The organism is Pengzhenrongella phosphoraccumulans (assembly GCF_045689905.1).
Taxonomy (GTDB): Bacteria; Actinomycetota; Actinomycetes; order Actinomycetales; family Cellulomonadaceae; genus Pengzhenrongella; species Pengzhenrongella phosphoraccumulans.
In genome coordinates, this window is sequence record NZ_CP144210.1 from 3,383,725 (window position 1) to 3,398,832 (window position 15,108).

15 protein-coding genes and 1 other RNA gene are annotated in these 15,108 nt (G+C 67.3%); 6 read left to right on the forward strand and 10 right to left on the reverse strand.

All coding sequences use genetic code 11. The features are described 5' to 3' along the window. Window positions 1-9: 9 nt before the first annotated feature. Entirely contained in the window at window positions 10-570 is a 561-nt protein-coding gene (locus VTA80_RS15575; protein ID WP_407342001.1) for a TIGR03086 family metal-binding protein, read from the reverse strand. Between the two features lie 144 nt (window positions 571-714). On the opposite strand from VTA80_RS15575, the gene ssrA reads away from it, so the two are divergent. Together ssrA and VTA80_RS15585 are read left to right on the forward strand one after the other, a co-directional pair. After that, window positions 715-1,080, forward strand: a transfer-messenger RNA (tmRNA) gene (ssrA, locus tag VTA80_RS15580). 166 nt (window positions 1,081-1,246) lie between these two features. Then, window positions 1,247-2,806, forward strand: a complete 1,560-nt coding sequence (locus VTA80_RS15585; RefSeq protein ID WP_407342002.1) for a long-chain-fatty-acid--CoA ligase — start codon at window positions 1,247-1,249, stop codon at window positions 2,804-2,806. A gap of 12 nt (window positions 2,807-2,818) precedes the next feature. On the opposite strand, the gene VTA80_RS15590 is transcribed toward VTA80_RS15585, so the two are convergent. Both VTA80_RS15590 and VTA80_RS15595 read right to left on the reverse strand, forming a co-directional pair. After that, window positions 2,819-3,862, reverse strand: coding sequence for an NAD(P)-dependent alcohol dehydrogenase (locus VTA80_RS15590; protein ID WP_407342003.1), 1,044 nt, complete (start codon window positions 3,860-3,862; stop codon window positions 2,819-2,821). A gap of 66 nt (window positions 3,863-3,928) precedes the next feature. After that, on the reverse strand, window positions 3,929-5,227 hold the full coding sequence (locus VTA80_RS15595) for an EAL domain-containing protein (RefSeq protein ID WP_407342004.1): 1,299 nt from the start codon (window positions 5,225-5,227) through the stop codon (window positions 3,929-3,931). A gap of 389 nt (window positions 5,228-5,616) precedes the next feature. Here VTA80_RS15595 and VTA80_RS15600 point away from each other — a divergent pair, with 389 nt between their 5' ends. The 3 genes from VTA80_RS15600 to VTA80_RS15610 are packed head-to-tail and all read left to right on the forward strand — an operon-like array spanning window position 5,617 to window position 7,887. Then, complete coding sequence (locus VTA80_RS15600) at window positions 5,617-6,018, forward strand: hypothetical protein (protein ID WP_407342005.1); 402 nt, start codon at window positions 5,617-5,619, stop codon at window positions 6,016-6,018. 56 nt (window positions 6,019-6,074) lie between these two features. Continuing rightward, window positions 6,075-7,226: a toll/interleukin-1 receptor domain-containing protein gene (locus tag VTA80_RS15605; protein ID WP_407342006.1), complete on the forward strand. Its 1,152-nt coding sequence runs from the start codon at window positions 6,075-6,077 to the stop codon at window positions 7,224-7,226. A 25-nt stretch (window positions 7,227-7,251) separates the two neighbouring features. Further along, window positions 7,252-7,887, forward strand: a complete 636-nt coding sequence (locus tag VTA80_RS15610) for a hypothetical protein (RefSeq protein ID WP_407342007.1) — start codon at window positions 7,252-7,254, stop codon at window positions 7,885-7,887. 15 nt (window positions 7,888-7,902) lie between these two features. On the opposite strand, the gene VTA80_RS15615 is transcribed toward VTA80_RS15610, so the two are convergent. The 5 genes from VTA80_RS15615 to VTA80_RS15635 all read right to left on the reverse strand — a co-directional run bounded on the left by VTA80_RS15615 (window position 7,903) and on the right by VTA80_RS15635 (window position 12,063). Further along, the gene (locus VTA80_RS15615) at window positions 7,903-8,325 is read right to left on the reverse strand and encodes a hypothetical protein (RefSeq protein ID WP_407342008.1); all 423 of its coding nucleotides are present in this window, start codon (window positions 8,323-8,325) and stop codon (window positions 7,903-7,905) included. Window positions 8,326-8,534: 209 nt separating this feature from the next. Next, a complete protein-coding gene (locus VTA80_RS15620) occupies window positions 8,535-9,833 on the reverse strand; it encodes a TRAFs-binding domain-containing protein (RefSeq protein WP_407342009.1) in 1,299 nt (432 codons plus the stop codon). Between the two features lie 36 nt (window positions 9,834-9,869). Further along, entirely contained in the window at window positions 9,870-10,448 is a 579-nt protein-coding gene (locus VTA80_RS15625; protein ID WP_407342010.1) for a hypothetical protein, read from the reverse strand. A 239-nt stretch (window positions 10,449-10,687) separates the two neighbouring features. Continuing rightward, a complete protein-coding gene (locus VTA80_RS15630; RefSeq protein WP_407342011.1) occupies window positions 10,688-11,323 on the reverse strand; it encodes a cysteine hydrolase family protein in 636 nt (211 codons plus the stop codon). A gap of 35 nt (window positions 11,324-11,358) precedes the next feature. Then, window positions 11,359-12,063: a hypothetical protein gene (locus VTA80_RS15635; RefSeq protein WP_407342012.1), complete on the reverse strand. Its 705-nt coding sequence runs from the start codon at window positions 12,061-12,063 to the stop codon at window positions 11,359-11,361. A 297-nt stretch (window positions 12,064-12,360) separates the two neighbouring features. On the opposite strand from VTA80_RS15635, the gene VTA80_RS15640 reads away from it, so the two are divergent. Then, window positions 12,361-13,110: a DeoR/GlpR family DNA-binding transcription regulator gene (locus tag VTA80_RS15640; RefSeq protein ID WP_407342013.1), complete on the forward strand. Its 750-nt coding sequence runs from the start codon at window positions 12,361-12,363 to the stop codon at window positions 13,108-13,110. Between the two features lie 45 nt (window positions 13,111-13,155). On the opposite strand, the gene VTA80_RS15645 is transcribed toward VTA80_RS15640, so the two are convergent. Together VTA80_RS15645 and VTA80_RS15650 are read right to left on the reverse strand one after the other, a co-directional pair. Further along, the gene (locus VTA80_RS15645) at window positions 13,156-14,091 is read right to left on the reverse strand and encodes a DMT family transporter (RefSeq protein WP_407342014.1); all 936 of its coding nucleotides are present in this window, start codon (window positions 14,089-14,091) and stop codon (window positions 13,156-13,158) included. A gap of 9 nt (window positions 14,092-14,100) precedes the next feature. Further along, window positions 14,101-15,084, reverse strand: coding sequence for a BadF/BadG/BcrA/BcrD ATPase family protein (locus VTA80_RS15650; RefSeq protein WP_407342015.1), 984 nt, complete (start codon window positions 15,082-15,084; stop codon window positions 14,101-14,103). Window positions 15,085-15,108: the final 24 nt, after the last annotated feature.

Here is a 15,108-nt window from a genome sequence, read left to right on the forward strand (position 1 = left end):
GCCCGCGGGTCAGGCGCGGCGACCGAAGATCGCGAGCAGCTGGGTCTGAGGGTCGTCGGCCGGCTCGCTGGGCAGCGCGTCGCCGAACATGGGGTGCGGCAGCTCAGAGGCCCGGCCGGTCCACTCGATCAGCAACCTGTCGACGGTGACCGGGTCGATCGTCTCGTCGACGTGCAGCGCGACCGCCAGGTCCCAGCCGTGGATCGCGAGGTCGGTGACCATCTCGTCGAGGTACTCGTGCACGGCCCGCGGTCCCGACGACAAGTTCACGGTGCGCCCGCGGGTGCTCTCGTCCGCGAAGGCAGCGACGGCCGCGGTGATCGCCGTCCGCCAGGCCCCGACGGGGTCGTCTCCGAGCACGTTCCCGGCGAACTTGTCGCCGACCTCCGCGATCGTGCGGCCGGCCAAGAGCTCGGGGACCCACAGCTGCTCCGCCGTGAGGTGGTTCACGAGGTCGCGCACTGCCCAGTCGGTGCAGGGCGTGGCCGCGTCCCAGCGCTCACCGACTGCCTCGACGAGGGTGGTGAAGTGGTCGGCGTTGACTCGATGCAGGATCAGTAGCTCGTCCATGGCCCCATTTTGCGGCACCGCGCAGGGCGCTGCACGGTGAACGCAATGAACTGGGCGCGGACCGGAGTTCGGGGGACTACGATGAGGGGGTTCGAACCAGACTCGCCTCGGCGAGGCTGGGGCGAGTGCTTGAAAACTGCACAGGGGGGTGATCGGTTTCGACGGTGATCGTCGATCCAGGAGAAGCGGGCCGAGGATGCAGGGTTATCTCGTGAACGCTCCCTGCAAAACCAATAGGTGCCAACAACACGCGCACCGACTTCGCACTCGCCGCCTGAGCGAGTCTTCGAAGTCCGTTAGTCCGAGTTTGCTCTCGCCTCGGTAACTAGCGTCATCTAGAGAGATTGCTTGCAGCGTTTGTCGTCGCCGCTGCAGGGACTTAAGACGGCTGGGCCTGTCAGCAGCATGCTTGCTAGATTGCTGGGGCCGAGAAAAGCGCAGCAAGCTGCGCCCGGAGAAGTCCTGGTTCACAGTCATCGGACGCGGGTTCGATTCCCGCCACCTCCACCCCCTGGACCTGTTTCAGCGCAGGTCACGCTTGTCCAAGAGGCAGCCATCCGTTCGCGGGTGGCTGCCTCTTGCGCTGTGTCGGCGCCCGCGGAGCCTGTCTCGATCTGCCGACGATTCTGCATCGAAACGTCCCGCGGGCCTGATGACGCCTGGGTAGGTTTGCTCGATGTCGTACAACCTGGCGTCCCTGCTCGAGGGCAGTGCAGCTCGATTCCCCGACCGTGACGCGATCGTCTTCGGAGAAACGGGCCTGACCTACGCCCGGCTCGACGGCGCGGCCAACCAGGTGGCCAACCTGCTGGTGTCTCGGGGGATCCTGCCGGGAGACAAGGTGGCGCTGAGCTGCCCGAACATCCCGTACTTCACCATCGTCTACTTCGGGATCCTCAAGGCCGGAGCGACAGTCGTGCCGCTCAACGTGCTGCTGAAGGGTCGCGAGGTGGGCTACCACCTGAGCGACTCGGAGGCGAAGGCCTACTTCTGCTTCGAGGGCACGCCCGAACTGCCGATCGGGGCGGAAGGGTACGCAGGGTTCGGTGCGGTCGAGTCGTGCGAGCGCTTCTTCGTGATCACCGCCGACCCCACCGCCGCCTCGCCGATCGGCGGCGCCGAGACGCTGGGCCAGGCCATGGCCTCGCAGCCCGTGACGTTCGAGACGGTGGCCACCGACCAGGACGACACCGCGGTGATCCTCTACACGTCCGGCACGACCGGGCAGCCCAAGGGCGCCGAGCTGCGGCACCGGAACATGCGCGACAACGCACTGGCCAGCGGGTCCCTGTTCGATGTCGACGCCGACACCCCGGACACCTACCTGTGCGTGCTCCCGCTGTTCCACTCCTTTGGGCAGACCGTGATCCAGAACACCGCTTGCGCCTTCGGTGGCACCGTCGTCATGCTGCCGCGCTTCGCTGCCGGCCCGGCGTTGGACCTGATGCGAGGAGCGGGGGTGACGTTCTTCGCCGGGGTGCCGACGATGTACTGGGCCCTGCTCGGCGCGCTGGAGGACGGCGTCGACATCTCCTCGATCGCGAAGAACCTCCGGGTCGCCGTCTCGGGCGGCGCCGCGCTGCCGGTGGAGGTCCACAAGAACTTCTCCCGGAGGTTCGGCGTGACGATCCTCGAGGGGTACGGCCTGTCTGAGACGTCGCCGGTCGCGAGCTTCAGCAGCTACGGGCAACCGGTCCGGGTCGGCTCCATCGGGCCGTCGATCCCTGGCGTGCAGATGAAGCTGATCGACCCGATCGGCTGGACGGAGATCGGGGACTACCCCGACGGGATCGGCGAGATCGCGATCAAGGGCCACAACGTCATGAAGGGCTACTACAAGCGTCCCGACGCGACCGCCGAGGCCATCCAGGACGGGTGGTTCCGGACGGGCGACCTCGGGCGCCGCGACGAGGACGGCTGGTACTACATCGTCGACCGTTCCAAGGACATGATCCTTCGCGGCGGCTACAACGTGTACCCGCGCGAGATCGAGGAGGTCCTGCTCACGCACCCTGCGGTCTCCCTGGCTGCGGTGATCGGGGTGCCGGACGAGCGGCACGGCGAAGAGGTCAAGGCGTACGTCATCCTCGAGAAGGGCGCAGCGGTCACGCCCGACGAGCTGATCGCCTGGGGCAAGGAGCAGATGGCCGCTTACAAGTACCCCCGGATGGTCGCAGTCGTCGACTCGCTGCCGACGACTGCGACCGGGAAGATCCTCAAGCGCAAGCTCCGGTGACGCGCCCGGGCCTCAGCCGAGGGTGGACGTGTCGATGACGAAGCGGTAGCGCACGTCGGAGGCCAGGACACGCTCGTACGCCTCGTTGATCTGGTCGGCACGGATGACCTCGATCTCGGCACCGACGTGGTGCTCGGCGCAGAAGTCGAGCATCTCCTGCGTCTCGCGGATGCCTCCGATCAGGGAGCCGGCGTAGGAGCGGCGGCCACCGATCAGCGAGAACACGTTCAAGGACAGCGGCTCGGGCGGAGCGCCGACGTTGACCAGGGCGCCGTCGACGGCGAGCAGGGACAGGTACGCGTCGACGTCGATCCTGGCGCTGACGGTGTTGAGGACGAGGTCGAAGCTCCCGGCGAGCTTCTCGAACGTCTCCGGATCGCTGGTCGCGTAGTAGTGGTCGGCGCCCAGGCGCAGACCGTCCTCGTGCTTCTTCAGCGACTGCGACAGCACGGTCACCTCGGCCCCCATCGCGTGGGCGATCTGGACGCCCATGTGGCCGAGCCCGCCGAGGCCGACGACGGCGACCTTCCGACCGGGACCCGCGCCCCAACGGTTCAGCGGCGAGTAGGTGGTGATGCCGGCGCACAGCAGCGGGGCGGCGACGTCGAGGTCGAGGCCGTCCGGGATCCGCAGGACGAACCCTTCGGTGACGACGACGTGGGTGGAGTACCCGCCCTGGGTGACCAGCCCGTCCTTGCCGACGACGGCGTAGGTGCCGATGTTGCCCTTGACGCAGAACTGCTCCTCGCCGGCCAGGCAGTAGCGGCACTCGCCACACGAGTCGACCATGCAGCCGACGCCGACGCGATCGCCGACCTTGTGCTTGGTGACGTCGCTGCCGATCTGCGCGACGATGCCCGCGATCTCGTGGCCGGTCACGAGGGGGTAGGCAACCGGGCCCCACTCACCGCGGGCGGTGTGGATGTCGGAGTGGCAGATGCCGGCGTACTTGATGTCGATCAGGACGTCGTGCGGGCCGACGTCCCGTCGCTCGATCGTCGTCGGGGTCAGGGGGGCCGTCGCCGAGGTGGCGGCGTAGGCGTTCACGGTGAGCATGGTTCTCCGGGGTTTCGTCGAGGGGGTCCCTTCTCACAACGGAACTGCGCGAGGATCGATACCGCCTTAGACGGCCGGGGTGCTCGACGTGGCGGGAGTCACTGCGGGCGCGATGCGCCCGATGAGGGCGTGGGCGGCGGCCGTGACCAGGGCCCGGTCGTAGGTCAGCAGGAACTCGAACTCGCGGTCTCGGTCAACTCCCTGGTCGCCGAGATCGCGGGCGATCAGCGCTACGGCCTGATGTGCCCCGAGGACGACGATGGTCCATTCGCTCGCCAGCGCGTCCTGGGCGGACAGCCTTGCGCCGCGCACACCCGGCGCCGGGGACAGCGGCATCTCCTGACCGAGCGCGCACACGAGCGGCAGCTGTGCTGCCAGCTCGGTGTACCGGGCAGCGGTCGCGGCCGTGAAGAACCGCGCATGCTCAAAGGTCGACAGCAGCACGGGAGGGACGCGCGCGAGGAGAGCGTTCGCCTCCAACGTGTGCGAGATCGGCAGCAGCAATCCCTTGGGGGTTCGTCGCAGCGGCCGGTCGCGCATGACCAGGTCGTATGGGGTGGACTGCAGGGACAGCCCGATCGGGCGCGCGGCAAACCGCTCCGGGCTGAAGGAGACACGCTCCAGCCGCCGTTCGCCGCGACCCCACAGCCAGCCCTGGCCGAGGGTGGCGCCGAGCACCAGCGCGCGGGTCAGGTCTTGAGCGGTCTCGATCCCCTCGGCGACCACCTCAGCCCGGGCCTCCTCCGCGTACGCGCGGACTGCTCCGGCCACCGTGATGGTGTCGGGGTCGCTCGTCGTACGCAGCAGCGCGAGATCCAGCTTGACGACCTCGGGGCGCAGCAGGGGAATGAACGCCAACGACTCCGGCTCGATCCCCACGTCGTCCAACGCGATCGCGCACCCGGCGGCCCGCAGGCGCTCCGCACCGGCCAGGATCCCCGCCACGTCGGCGGCCAGGGCGCGCTCGGTGATCTCCACGACCACCTGGATATGGCCGGCGCGCTCGGCGAGCGCGTCGATGATCACGTCGGTGTGCCGGGTCAAGGTGCTCGGCTCGAGATTGACGAACAACGTGGTGGGGCGGCCGCCCGACAGTCGCTCCGCGTCGGTCAGAGCCGACCGTATCGAGCAGAGCTCGAGCTCGAGCAGACGGCCGGCGTCGGCCGCGGCGGCGAGCAGGACGAGCGGCGACGCCCACACCGTGCCCGCGGGCCCGCGCAGCAGTGCCTCGTGGCCGAGCACGTCGCCGGTGTCCAGGTCGATGAACGGCTGGTAGACGCTGTGCAGCCCGCCGGAGCCCGCCAGGTCCGCCCAGGGCAGGGCGGGGCGGGCCGTGCGCGACTGTGCCGAATCCGTGGGGAGCACGCCATGACTATCGACCGACGCCACGAGGATGTGACCTCAACGAGCAGGTGAGAAGCCTGCTCAGGTGCGGATCGAACAGTGCGAGTGCCGACATCGACTGACGCAGGCGCAGACCCTGCTCCCGACCGACGGAGTACATCCGTCGCGTCCACCACTGGCACGCGCTCGCAACGAGGGCAGGTTCAGTCCTGCTCGTGGGCCGAGATGCACGGTCGACTGGGGCGTTCTCCCCGCCGAAACGCGCGGCCACCGTGCGGACCACGGAGTAGTCGGGCAGGCTGGTGAGCGCGCTCGAGACGCAATCGGTCGAACCTCCAGGCTCGACGGCGACCCGTGATCGTCGCGGTTGGCAAAGTGCGATCGTGGGCGCTCGATGAAGCACGTGGGACATGAACAACAAGATCCAGCACATGCAGTTCATTCAAGCCGTAATTGCGAGGATGGCTGCCAACTCATTTCAGTTCAAGGGATGGTCGATCACCATCGCCGCTGGTTTGGCGGCGTTCGCAGCGATCGAGTCGAGAACTGCGCTCCTCGTCATGGTGCTGGTCTCGACGGTTCTGTTCTGGGGTCTTGATGGATACTATTTGTGGTTGGAGCGCTGCTTTGTCGCGCTTTATAATGCCGTGGCTGCAATGACGGAGGATCAGGTCGACTTCTCGATGAAGCCTGACAAGACCGGGGCGGCGCTCGCATGGGTCAGAACTTGCTTTCGACCCCACCTTGCTATTTTCTACGGGGCAATTATCGTGATCGATGTCGCAGGCTTGATCCTGACCAAGACAAAATGAGCGCGTAGAACACAAAGAATCAGTAACGATCCGGTCGTCGCCAGGAAGGTTGCATCGTGAGCCCGACCTATGGCATCGAGATATTCCACCTGGATCGCGACCGCTGGGCCGCTGACCTTACCCATGCTGTCGCCCAGGAGGTCCTGGAAATCGGTCTGCACCCATCGGTGAGTGTGGTGGTCGGTCCGCCGGCGCCGAGCGGGTCCGTCCCAACTGTGGGTGTCTATCTCGGCAGCGCGGCCGCCGCCGCCGATGCCACCCTTGGTGGTCGCATCAAATCGGCCCTGACCGCGGGAACGGTGGTCATCCCGGTCGTCGACGCGCTCGCGCAGTTCGGCGCGTCCGTGCCGGCGTCGCTGACCTTCGCCAACGGTTTCGAGTGGACCAGCCCAGAAAGCGCTCGGAAGCTGGCTCGAATCCTTCTGGAGAACCTCGGGATCGAAGAAAACGAACGTCGGGTCTTCATCAGCCACAAACGTGACGACGGACTGGGCGCAGCCGAGCAACTGCACGACAGACTCACCCACGTCGGCTTTCGTCCCTTCATCGATCGCTTTTTCCTCAGAGCCGGCGAAGACGTCCAGGAGCGCATTGCCGACGTGCTGGAGGACTACGCGTTCCTGCTGTTGTTGGAGACACCGATGGCGCACACATCTCGATGGGTGTTCGATGAGCTCCACTACGCACTGAGTCACACCATGGCAACGCTCATCCTCCGATGGCCCGGTGAGCCGACGCCCGTGCCCGGGAGCCCGGGTGTGCCTAGGGAGCAACTGCGCGACGACGAGCTCGTGAAGGACGTGCATGAATATGACACCTTCACTGACGCGGCGCTCGACAGGGTTGTAGCGGCGGTCGAGGCGAGCCATGCGAACGGGCTCGCTCGACGGCGTCGGACTCTCGTTCAGAGCATCGAAGAAGCCGCCAAGGTCTCGGGCTGCACGTCGTGCACTCCCTTGCCGGGGTGGCAGCTCCGGGTGGAGCATGCCGCAGGGCCGACGCTTGTCGGCATCACGCCCAGATTGCCCACTGCAGACGATCTCCACAAGCTTGATCTCGCGCGGGGGACTTCTGGCGTCAAGCCGGCAGCGGTGCTGGTCTACAGCGCCCGAGCCCTCCGTCCGGCGCGACGCGCGCACCTCGAGTGGGTGGCGGGCGATCGAGATCTCACCTTGGAACCGGGAAACGCAATAGGGGGACGGTGGTAAGACGATGCCTATAGTCTTCGAGCCCATGCGGCCCGGACCGCTGCGAGCGGAGTCCCTGTTTGTATCCGCAAGCATTCCCGATCCCGCCCGTTGGCACGGTGACTTCGACGCTCTCGAGATTACCGATGCCGTCGTAGCTCTGGCGCGCACCTCCCTCACTGCCGGCTTTCGCCTGGTGACGGCAGCGCATCCGACTATCGCTCCATTGCTGCTGTACGTCGCGGCGGAATTCCCGGCTGAGCCCGGGGAGCGCATCGTCATTTATCAATCCGAACTCTTCACCGACGTTCTCCCGGTCGCAACTCGTCGTTTCGAGGCTGACGGCGTCGGTCGTTTGGTATGGACTGCCGCTGCGAAAGGGGACCGTCCCGAGCCCGGCGCATGCGAAAAGAGCCTCGACATCATGCGTCGGCAGATGTTGGGCGAAACGGAGCCGGTTGCTGCTTGCTTCATCGGTGGTATGGAGGGCATCGAGACCGAATACTCGCTGTACAGGTCGTTGTTCCCGGACCGGCCCACCTATCCGGTAGGAATGCCTGGGGGCCAGGCGCGGGGTCTCCTGGGGAGGCGTACGACGGCATTGACAGAGCGCCTGACGTCGGACAACGTCTACCCGGCCCTGTGGAGAGCGGTCATCCTCGATCTGGAGGCACGTCTCTAAACGGTGGATCGAGATTCAGTAGCTGCGTGGTCGGTGCTCGGGTGCGATCCCCTCAGTGCTCGCGAGCTCGTGCAGCCCCACATCCCGGCGCAACCAGTCGGCCACCTGGCGCTCCACCGAGAGGGGCACGTCATACGCACTGAACTCGCGGGTGAGGCGATGCCGCAACACTGACGGCAGGGCGGTTCTGCGGCCCTCGACGAGGATGAGGCAGCGACGGCTGGAGCCGAGCGCGAACCCGAGTTCGATCAGGACATTCATGTCGTCATACTGATCCTCGATCTTCTCAAGGACAGCGACCACGAGGTCACTGTTGTGAAGACAGAGCGCGACGTTCGCCCAGAGCTCGCCGGTGTAGTCGCGGTCGTCGGCTCGCACCACGTCACGACCGAACCTCGCGCAGGTGGTACGGACCCCCTCGTCGATCTCGCGCAGCACCGGAGAGTCCTTGAATCTCATGAGGAGCAGGATCGTCGGATCCGGGTGCTGCCTCCGGAATGCCTCGTCGGCTGCGTCACGTGGCATCTCACCCAGCAGCTCGAGCGGGCGCGGTCGGGTGTGGTCGCTCGCCTCGGACATGTCTTCCACCACAGCGAGAGTCTGCCGGTTCGGGGGACCCGTGCCGCCGCGACGCTCCGGGACGGGCCTCACCGGCGACTGGTTGCTGCCAGAGCCTCGATGAGCTCATCGACCCACGTCGCGTCCTCGTCCCGCCGACGCATGGCTTCCGCGATGTGGCCCAGATCGCTCGCGGTGGTTTTGGGCTCGAAGTCGTCGCGGGCGACCGCCAAGGCGCGTTCGAGCGCGCGTTGCGCTCGTTCCTGGTCGCCGGTCAGAACCGCGAGTCCAAGGTCGGTCGCATGGTCCCAGTAGTCCGGGTCATGCTTCGGTGCACTCAGCCGGCGGTCAGCCGCGAACCTCACCACGGGCAGAAGATCGCGAAGGCGCGGGTCGGCGGGAGTCGCGAGGGACATCAGGGTGACGGCGTTGACTCCGGGGTAGGGGTCCCGCCAATCCATCTCGAACCCTCGAAGGTATGCGTTGATCGCGAGTGCCAGGAGCCCGCGGCGCCGTTCGATCGACGTCTCCCGTTCCCAACGTCCCTTGTAGACGCTCCCCAGCAACCCGTACGTCTCGCTGCTTGGCCGTTCGCGCAGTGCCGCCTGGAGCACGCGCTCGGCTTCCATGTCCTGCTTGTTGCGATTCAACGCGAACGCGTACTGCTCCTGCACGATCGTCGTCGTGCGCAAGGGGCGCGACAGGCCTTCGACGAGATGAACCATCTCGGGCCACGACGAGACCGATCTGTATGCCAGCAGGAGCGATAGGGCAGTTGACGTGTCGAAGTCGCGTGGCTCACCGAGTTCACCTTCCACAGCGCGAATCGCTGACGTGCCATGCTCGGCAGCCTCGTCGAGAAGCCGTCGAAGCTCCTCGCTGCGCTCGGCGTGCTCTCGGAACGTATCGATGCGCTCGTGGTCAACCTCAGCCACGGGGAGGCCTGTCACGAGCTGATGCACGGGGCTGTCGGTTTTGGCCTCTCGGGCGGTCAGGAGGCGTGCGGTGAGGTGCCCGATGGTGGCTTCGACGTCGATCGGGACCCCGCAGTGGTCGACGGGGTACTCGAGAGCGGAGATCGGCGCGACATCGAGGGGTAATCGCCAGCCCTTCCTGAACAGGGGCACCGTGCTGTAGGGACGCAGACCGTGTCGAACACCGAGCTCGTAATAGACGTTGGGGTTGCCGGTAGACAAGTCCGCGACGGCGAACTCGCAAAGGACGAGACGCTCGAACATGGTCTTGTGGAAGATTCCGCCGGTGAGGTCCTCATCCGCACGAATCGGACTCATCCCTGCGTTTTCGACGGCGGGAACGATCAACTGCCCGTACACCGCCGCGAAGTCGATCCGTTGACCGTCGCTGTCGCTCGCCGCGTGGAACGGCATGAGGACGAAGCACAGTGGCCGCGACATCAGGTGAGGTCAACCATGGGTGCAGCCGAACAACCGTGGCGGGCTGCTGCGGGCGCGGACGACCTCGCGGACCTCCCCTTCCCAGGTGGCGGAGAGCTGGCGCCACTTCTGGGTGTCTGTGAAGAAGCTGTCCAGGTTCTTCCTGCGGGATCTGACCTTGAACGTCGGGGGGTGCTGGGTCAGGACACCACCCTCGAGCACCCCCTCGAGGCGCACCCCCTCTTCCACGGCCAGGAGTATCGGTAGCCCCAGCTGGAAGGCCATGGCGGTCTCCATGTGGCACCACGGTGACGTCAACCAGGTCGGGTTTTCCAGCGGAACCTGCTGCGCTTTCGCCAGATCCACATCCGGGTCGGGCCGTTCCTGGCCCTTCTGGACGACCAACTTGCGGAACGCGACGCTCAAGAGTCCGTGCGACCGCATCAGCAGTCCCCTGATCTCACGCATCCCGTCCATCCCGAAGTCGGTCTCGCCCACGGTGTGAGGCTCAAGCCCCCGCTGCTCCAGGTAGTTGCGTAGCGCCTTGAGGAACTCCTGTTGACCTGTGCGATACGGCTCAGCGCGGCTCAAGAAGACCAAGATGCCCATGGCAACTCTCCGTGAAGCGAAAGACCTGACAGCGAGCCTGCAGGATCGCGTCGCGCGGGCACCTCTGGCGATCCCGGAAATGCCTGTGGCGGTCGACCTGGGCGTCGGACCGCGGCAAGGTTCCCGGCCATCTGATGCTCTGCGTAATTCTGACTATGCCGCGCGTCGTGACCTGCGTCCATGCGTAGCGGCACAGCGCCCGGCGGCGGCACGAGCTGCGCCACCGCCGGGCGGACCGGTCAGTAGCCCCGGGAGGAGTCCGCGGTGACTGCCGCGCCCTCGAGCGTGGCGATGAACTCGTCGACCGTGGTCGGCTTGGAGAACATCGGGTAGTCGTAGGTGATCGCGTTGTCGTGCTCGGCGATCGAGGTCGCACCGACGGCGTCGGTGAGGGTGATCACCTCGAAGCCCTTCTCGTAGGCCGACCGCATCGTCGACTCCACGCAGCAGTTGGTGAGGAAGCCGGCGAGCACGACGGTCGTGATGCCCTTGGACCGCAGGATGAAGTCCAGGTTGGTCGAGCCGAAGGCATCCAGCCCACGCTTGCCCTCGATGACGATGTCCGAGTCGATCGGTGCGACGTCGCCGACGATCTCGCAGCCCCAGCTCCCCTTGATGAAGGACGAGGAGTCGACGACGCCCTTGAGGATGCCGTACGGGTGCGACGTGATCTCGTGGTAGCCCGACTGGAAGGCGATCGGGCTGTGGATGATCGTCAGCCCCGCCGCCCGAGAAGCCTCGAGCGCCCGGCGGGCATTGGCCAGCATGCCGGTCGCCTCCATCGAGCCCTGGACCGCGCCGTGCAGAGAGCCACCCTCGCTGGTGAAGTCGTTCTGGAACTCGATCAGGACGAGGGCGGTGGTGTTCGGGTTCATTCCGGTTCTCCTTGGTGGGTTGGGTTGGGTTGGGTTCATACGAGGTTGACGCGGTCGGCGTCGGAGGCGACCGAGTCCTCGGGGCCGATGGGCCAGGCCTCGAGGCTAGGGGTGCGCAGCAGGTCGGCGATGAGCTCGGCGCTGCCGCCGACCAGGGTGGAGTCGAAGTCGATCTCGGTGGCCACGCACCACGCGCGGTCGGCGGGCCAGAACAGCTGGGGGGACTGGGTCCCGGGGAGGTCGCCGTCGAACCGGGCCAGGTCTTCCACCGCGCTCAGGCGGCCACGCAGGAGCAGGTACTCCCTGCCGGGCAGCGACACCCGCGGTGCAGGGCTGCCATGAAGCTGGCCGAAGCCCTCCCACAGGCAGAAGTAGCAATCGTCGGGCGTGGTGGTGTGCCGCCCGAGCACGTCGCAGAGCGCGACCAGCGGGTCGACCTCGAGGTTCCCGATGCGGGGCTCGCCCCCCGGCCACCGGCCGTCCTCGGCGGACGGGCCCCGCCACCGGACGAGGGCGTCCCACTGGGCGGTGGCGTGGACCCGCCGGCCCGTGCGGGCCGCGACGTCGGACCAGCGGACGGGCCGGTCGTCCTCGTCGTGGGCGGGGTGCAGGAGGCGCGCGTAGGCGCCGAAGACGCGCGGCACCGTCCGGGCGACGGCACCGAACGACCCGCCCAGGAGAGGGGCGAGCCAGGCCGCGGGCGCGACGTCGTCGAGCACCTGAACCTGCTCTGTCCACATCTGGACATCCTGGACCCGCGGACGGCCCCCGCGGGCAGAACTGGAGCGAGGGATCTGATCAACCGTGGTGGCTCTCCGGTTGGCGGGGAGGCCAGGTCCGGGTGACGCCGAGTGAGTACTCGGACTCCTGCTCGATCTGTGCAAGAGTCTGCGCGAAAGACACCAGTAATGATCGTTTCAGGTGAGTGTTTGACGGAGCCGCCCCGTGATGAGCTGGGCCGGAGGGGAGGCGAACGTGGACTACCCCCGTTCGACGGAGGCGTACCGCGCGCGAACTCGCGCAAGCGGTCCGAGCGGATGCTCGCCGAGCTCGCGCTGTTCGACGAGGACGGCGCCGTCACGCTCACCGCGCTCACCAGCGCGCTGCAGGTCTCGGCCGCGACGATCCGACGGGACCTGGCTGAGATGGAGGGCCAGGGTCTCCTGGTCCGGACCCACGGCGGCGCCCGCGTCCAGACGTCCTTGGCCGAGGTGCCCGTGCGTCTGAGGGACTCCCAGTTCCGGGAGGCGAAGCAGCGGATCGCCCGCCGGGCCGCGGAGCTCCTCCCGGACGGGCGCTACAGCATCGCGCTCTCGGGAGGCACGACGACGGCCGAGGTCGCACGCGTCCTTGCCGTTCGACCCGACCTCGCGATCATCACGAACTCCTTGACCACCGCGATGGCGATCGCGTCGCGGCCGAACCTCAAGGTCATCATCACCGGCGGGGTCCTGCGGTCGAGCTCGTTCGAGGCCGTCGGTGTGCTCGCGGAGAACACGTTCAACTCGGTCAACGTCGGCACCGCCATCCTCGGCGTCGACGGGATCAGTGCGCAGGGTGGCGCGACGACCCACGACGAGACGGAGGCACGGACGAACCACGCCATGGTCGCCCACGCCCAACGCGTGATGGTCGTGACGGACGGCTCCAAGGTGGGCCGACTGACCCTGGCGAAGATGGCGGACCTCGCTGAGATCAACGTGCTCGTGACTGACACGACGGCCGACCAGGACGAGCTCGAGCGCATCGCGGCCGCGGGCGTGGAGATCCACGTCGTCGACGCCTGACGACGAAGCCCCGGCCGCCGTGACGGCGACCGGGGCGAGGCGCGGCTAGCCGACGAAGCCAGCTGGTTCGCCGATGCCGAGGGCGGGCGAGATCTGCTCGCCCCGCTTCTCGTCGCTGTAGACCATCAGGGTGGAGCCGACGATCGCCAGCACGATCCCGATGGCGCTGTAGACGCTGGGGACCGTCTGGTAGATGAGCAGGGAGAGCGCGATCGTCAGGACGGGCGCCAGCGCGTTCGTCACGGGGGACACGATGGAGGCCTTGCCCCGGCTCAGGGCCATGACGAGGAACAGCGCACCGACGGCGTTGAGGAGCTGAGTTCCTGCGGCCAGGACCGGTGCCTGCCACGGGGCCGACTCGGGGAGCCCGCCCATCATGAGCACGGCGACCGGCACGAGCAGGAAGCCACTGATCGTCATCCAACCGAAGGTGGTGCCGTCGTTCACGCCGACGGTCGCCGCCTTGCGCATGAAGAAGGCCTGCACGCCCCACGCGATGCAGATCAGGATGGCCATCAGGAGCCACGGGCCGGTGGCGCCGTCCGTGGTTCCGCTGGAGATGCTGAACAGCACGACGGCGATCAGGGCCATGGCCACCCCGAGCACGGCCACCCGGGTGATGCGTTCCCGCAGCAGGGTCACGGCCATCACCACGGTGATCATGGGGGACAGAGCGATCACGGGGAAGACCAGGTACGCCGGTCCCATCGTGAGGGTCTTGAACAGGAGCAGCTGTCCGCCGGCGCCGGTCAACCCGATCGCGAGCCCGTAGTAGGCGGCGATCGGCCGTCGGTCGAACGTCGAGCCACGCAGCGCGAAGTAGGCGGGGATGAGCATCGTGAACGCCCAGATGACGTAGACCATCTCGTCCGGGTAGCCGTACTTGGCGGTCGGAAGGCTCGAGAAGGCACCCCAGACCCCCCAGAACAGGACCAAGAGGCCGGCGTACGGGATCCAGCCGCGGTTGGTGGTGGTGGACATGATGTCTCCTCAGGCTTTCGAAGTCGCGGTGGCAAGGGGGGTGCGCAGGCGGGCCAGCGCGTCGGGCTCGAGCGGTCTACCGGCGAGCTTCGCGGCGTAGAGCGCGGCTCCCACGTCGGGCGTGTACAGCGGCTGGCGGATCTCGTGCTGACCGTCGCGGGCGTCGAGCTCGGCGGTGAAGGCGGCAAGCACGGCATCGGAGCCGAACACGCCGCCGGAGTAGGACACCGGCACGACCTCGCCGGGCTCGAACCCGAGCTGCCGCCGCGTGCAGTCGACCAGCGAGGCGAGCTCGCGACCGGCGTCGGCCAGGATCGCCGCCGCGCTCGCGTCTCCCCGGGCTGCCGCCTCGCCGACCTGGCGGCTGAGCGCGGCGATCTCGCTGCGCGAGCCCTTCCAGCGATTGAGGACCATGTCCACCAGGTCGAGATCGCCGGCGAGGTCGAGGTGGTGGCGGAGAACGTCGACCAGCGGGCCGGGGGCCAGGCGTCCGTCGCTCATCTGCGAGTACGTCATCAGACCGCGGATCGCGATCCAGTACGCGGACCCCTCGTCGCCGAAGAGCTCGCCCCAGCCGCCCACTCGAGCGCCCTTTCCCGCGCGCTCGCCGTAGGTCATCGAGCCGGTCCCGCTGATGACATTGATGCCGTCGGCGGCCCCGAGGGAGCCCGCCCAGCCGCACACCATGTCGTTGTTGCAGCGGTAGCGCTCGTGCCCCAGGGCTGCCCGCGGCGCGGCGTCGAGCGCGGCCACGTCACCGCTGGCCTCGCCGTAGGTCGGCAGGCCGAAGAACGCGTACTCCAGCTCATCCGGGGCAATTCCCGTCGTCTCGCAGATCTCCCGCACGCCCTGGGTCAGGATCCGTCCGACGATCTCGATCCCATGGGTGAAGTAGTCGACACTCGCTACCTGTTGCTGCGCTACCAAGTGTCCGTCCTGATCGATCAGACACATCGCTGTCTTGGTGCCCCCGCCATCAACGCCGAGAAACATCAGATACCTCCGCCTGGCGTCGTC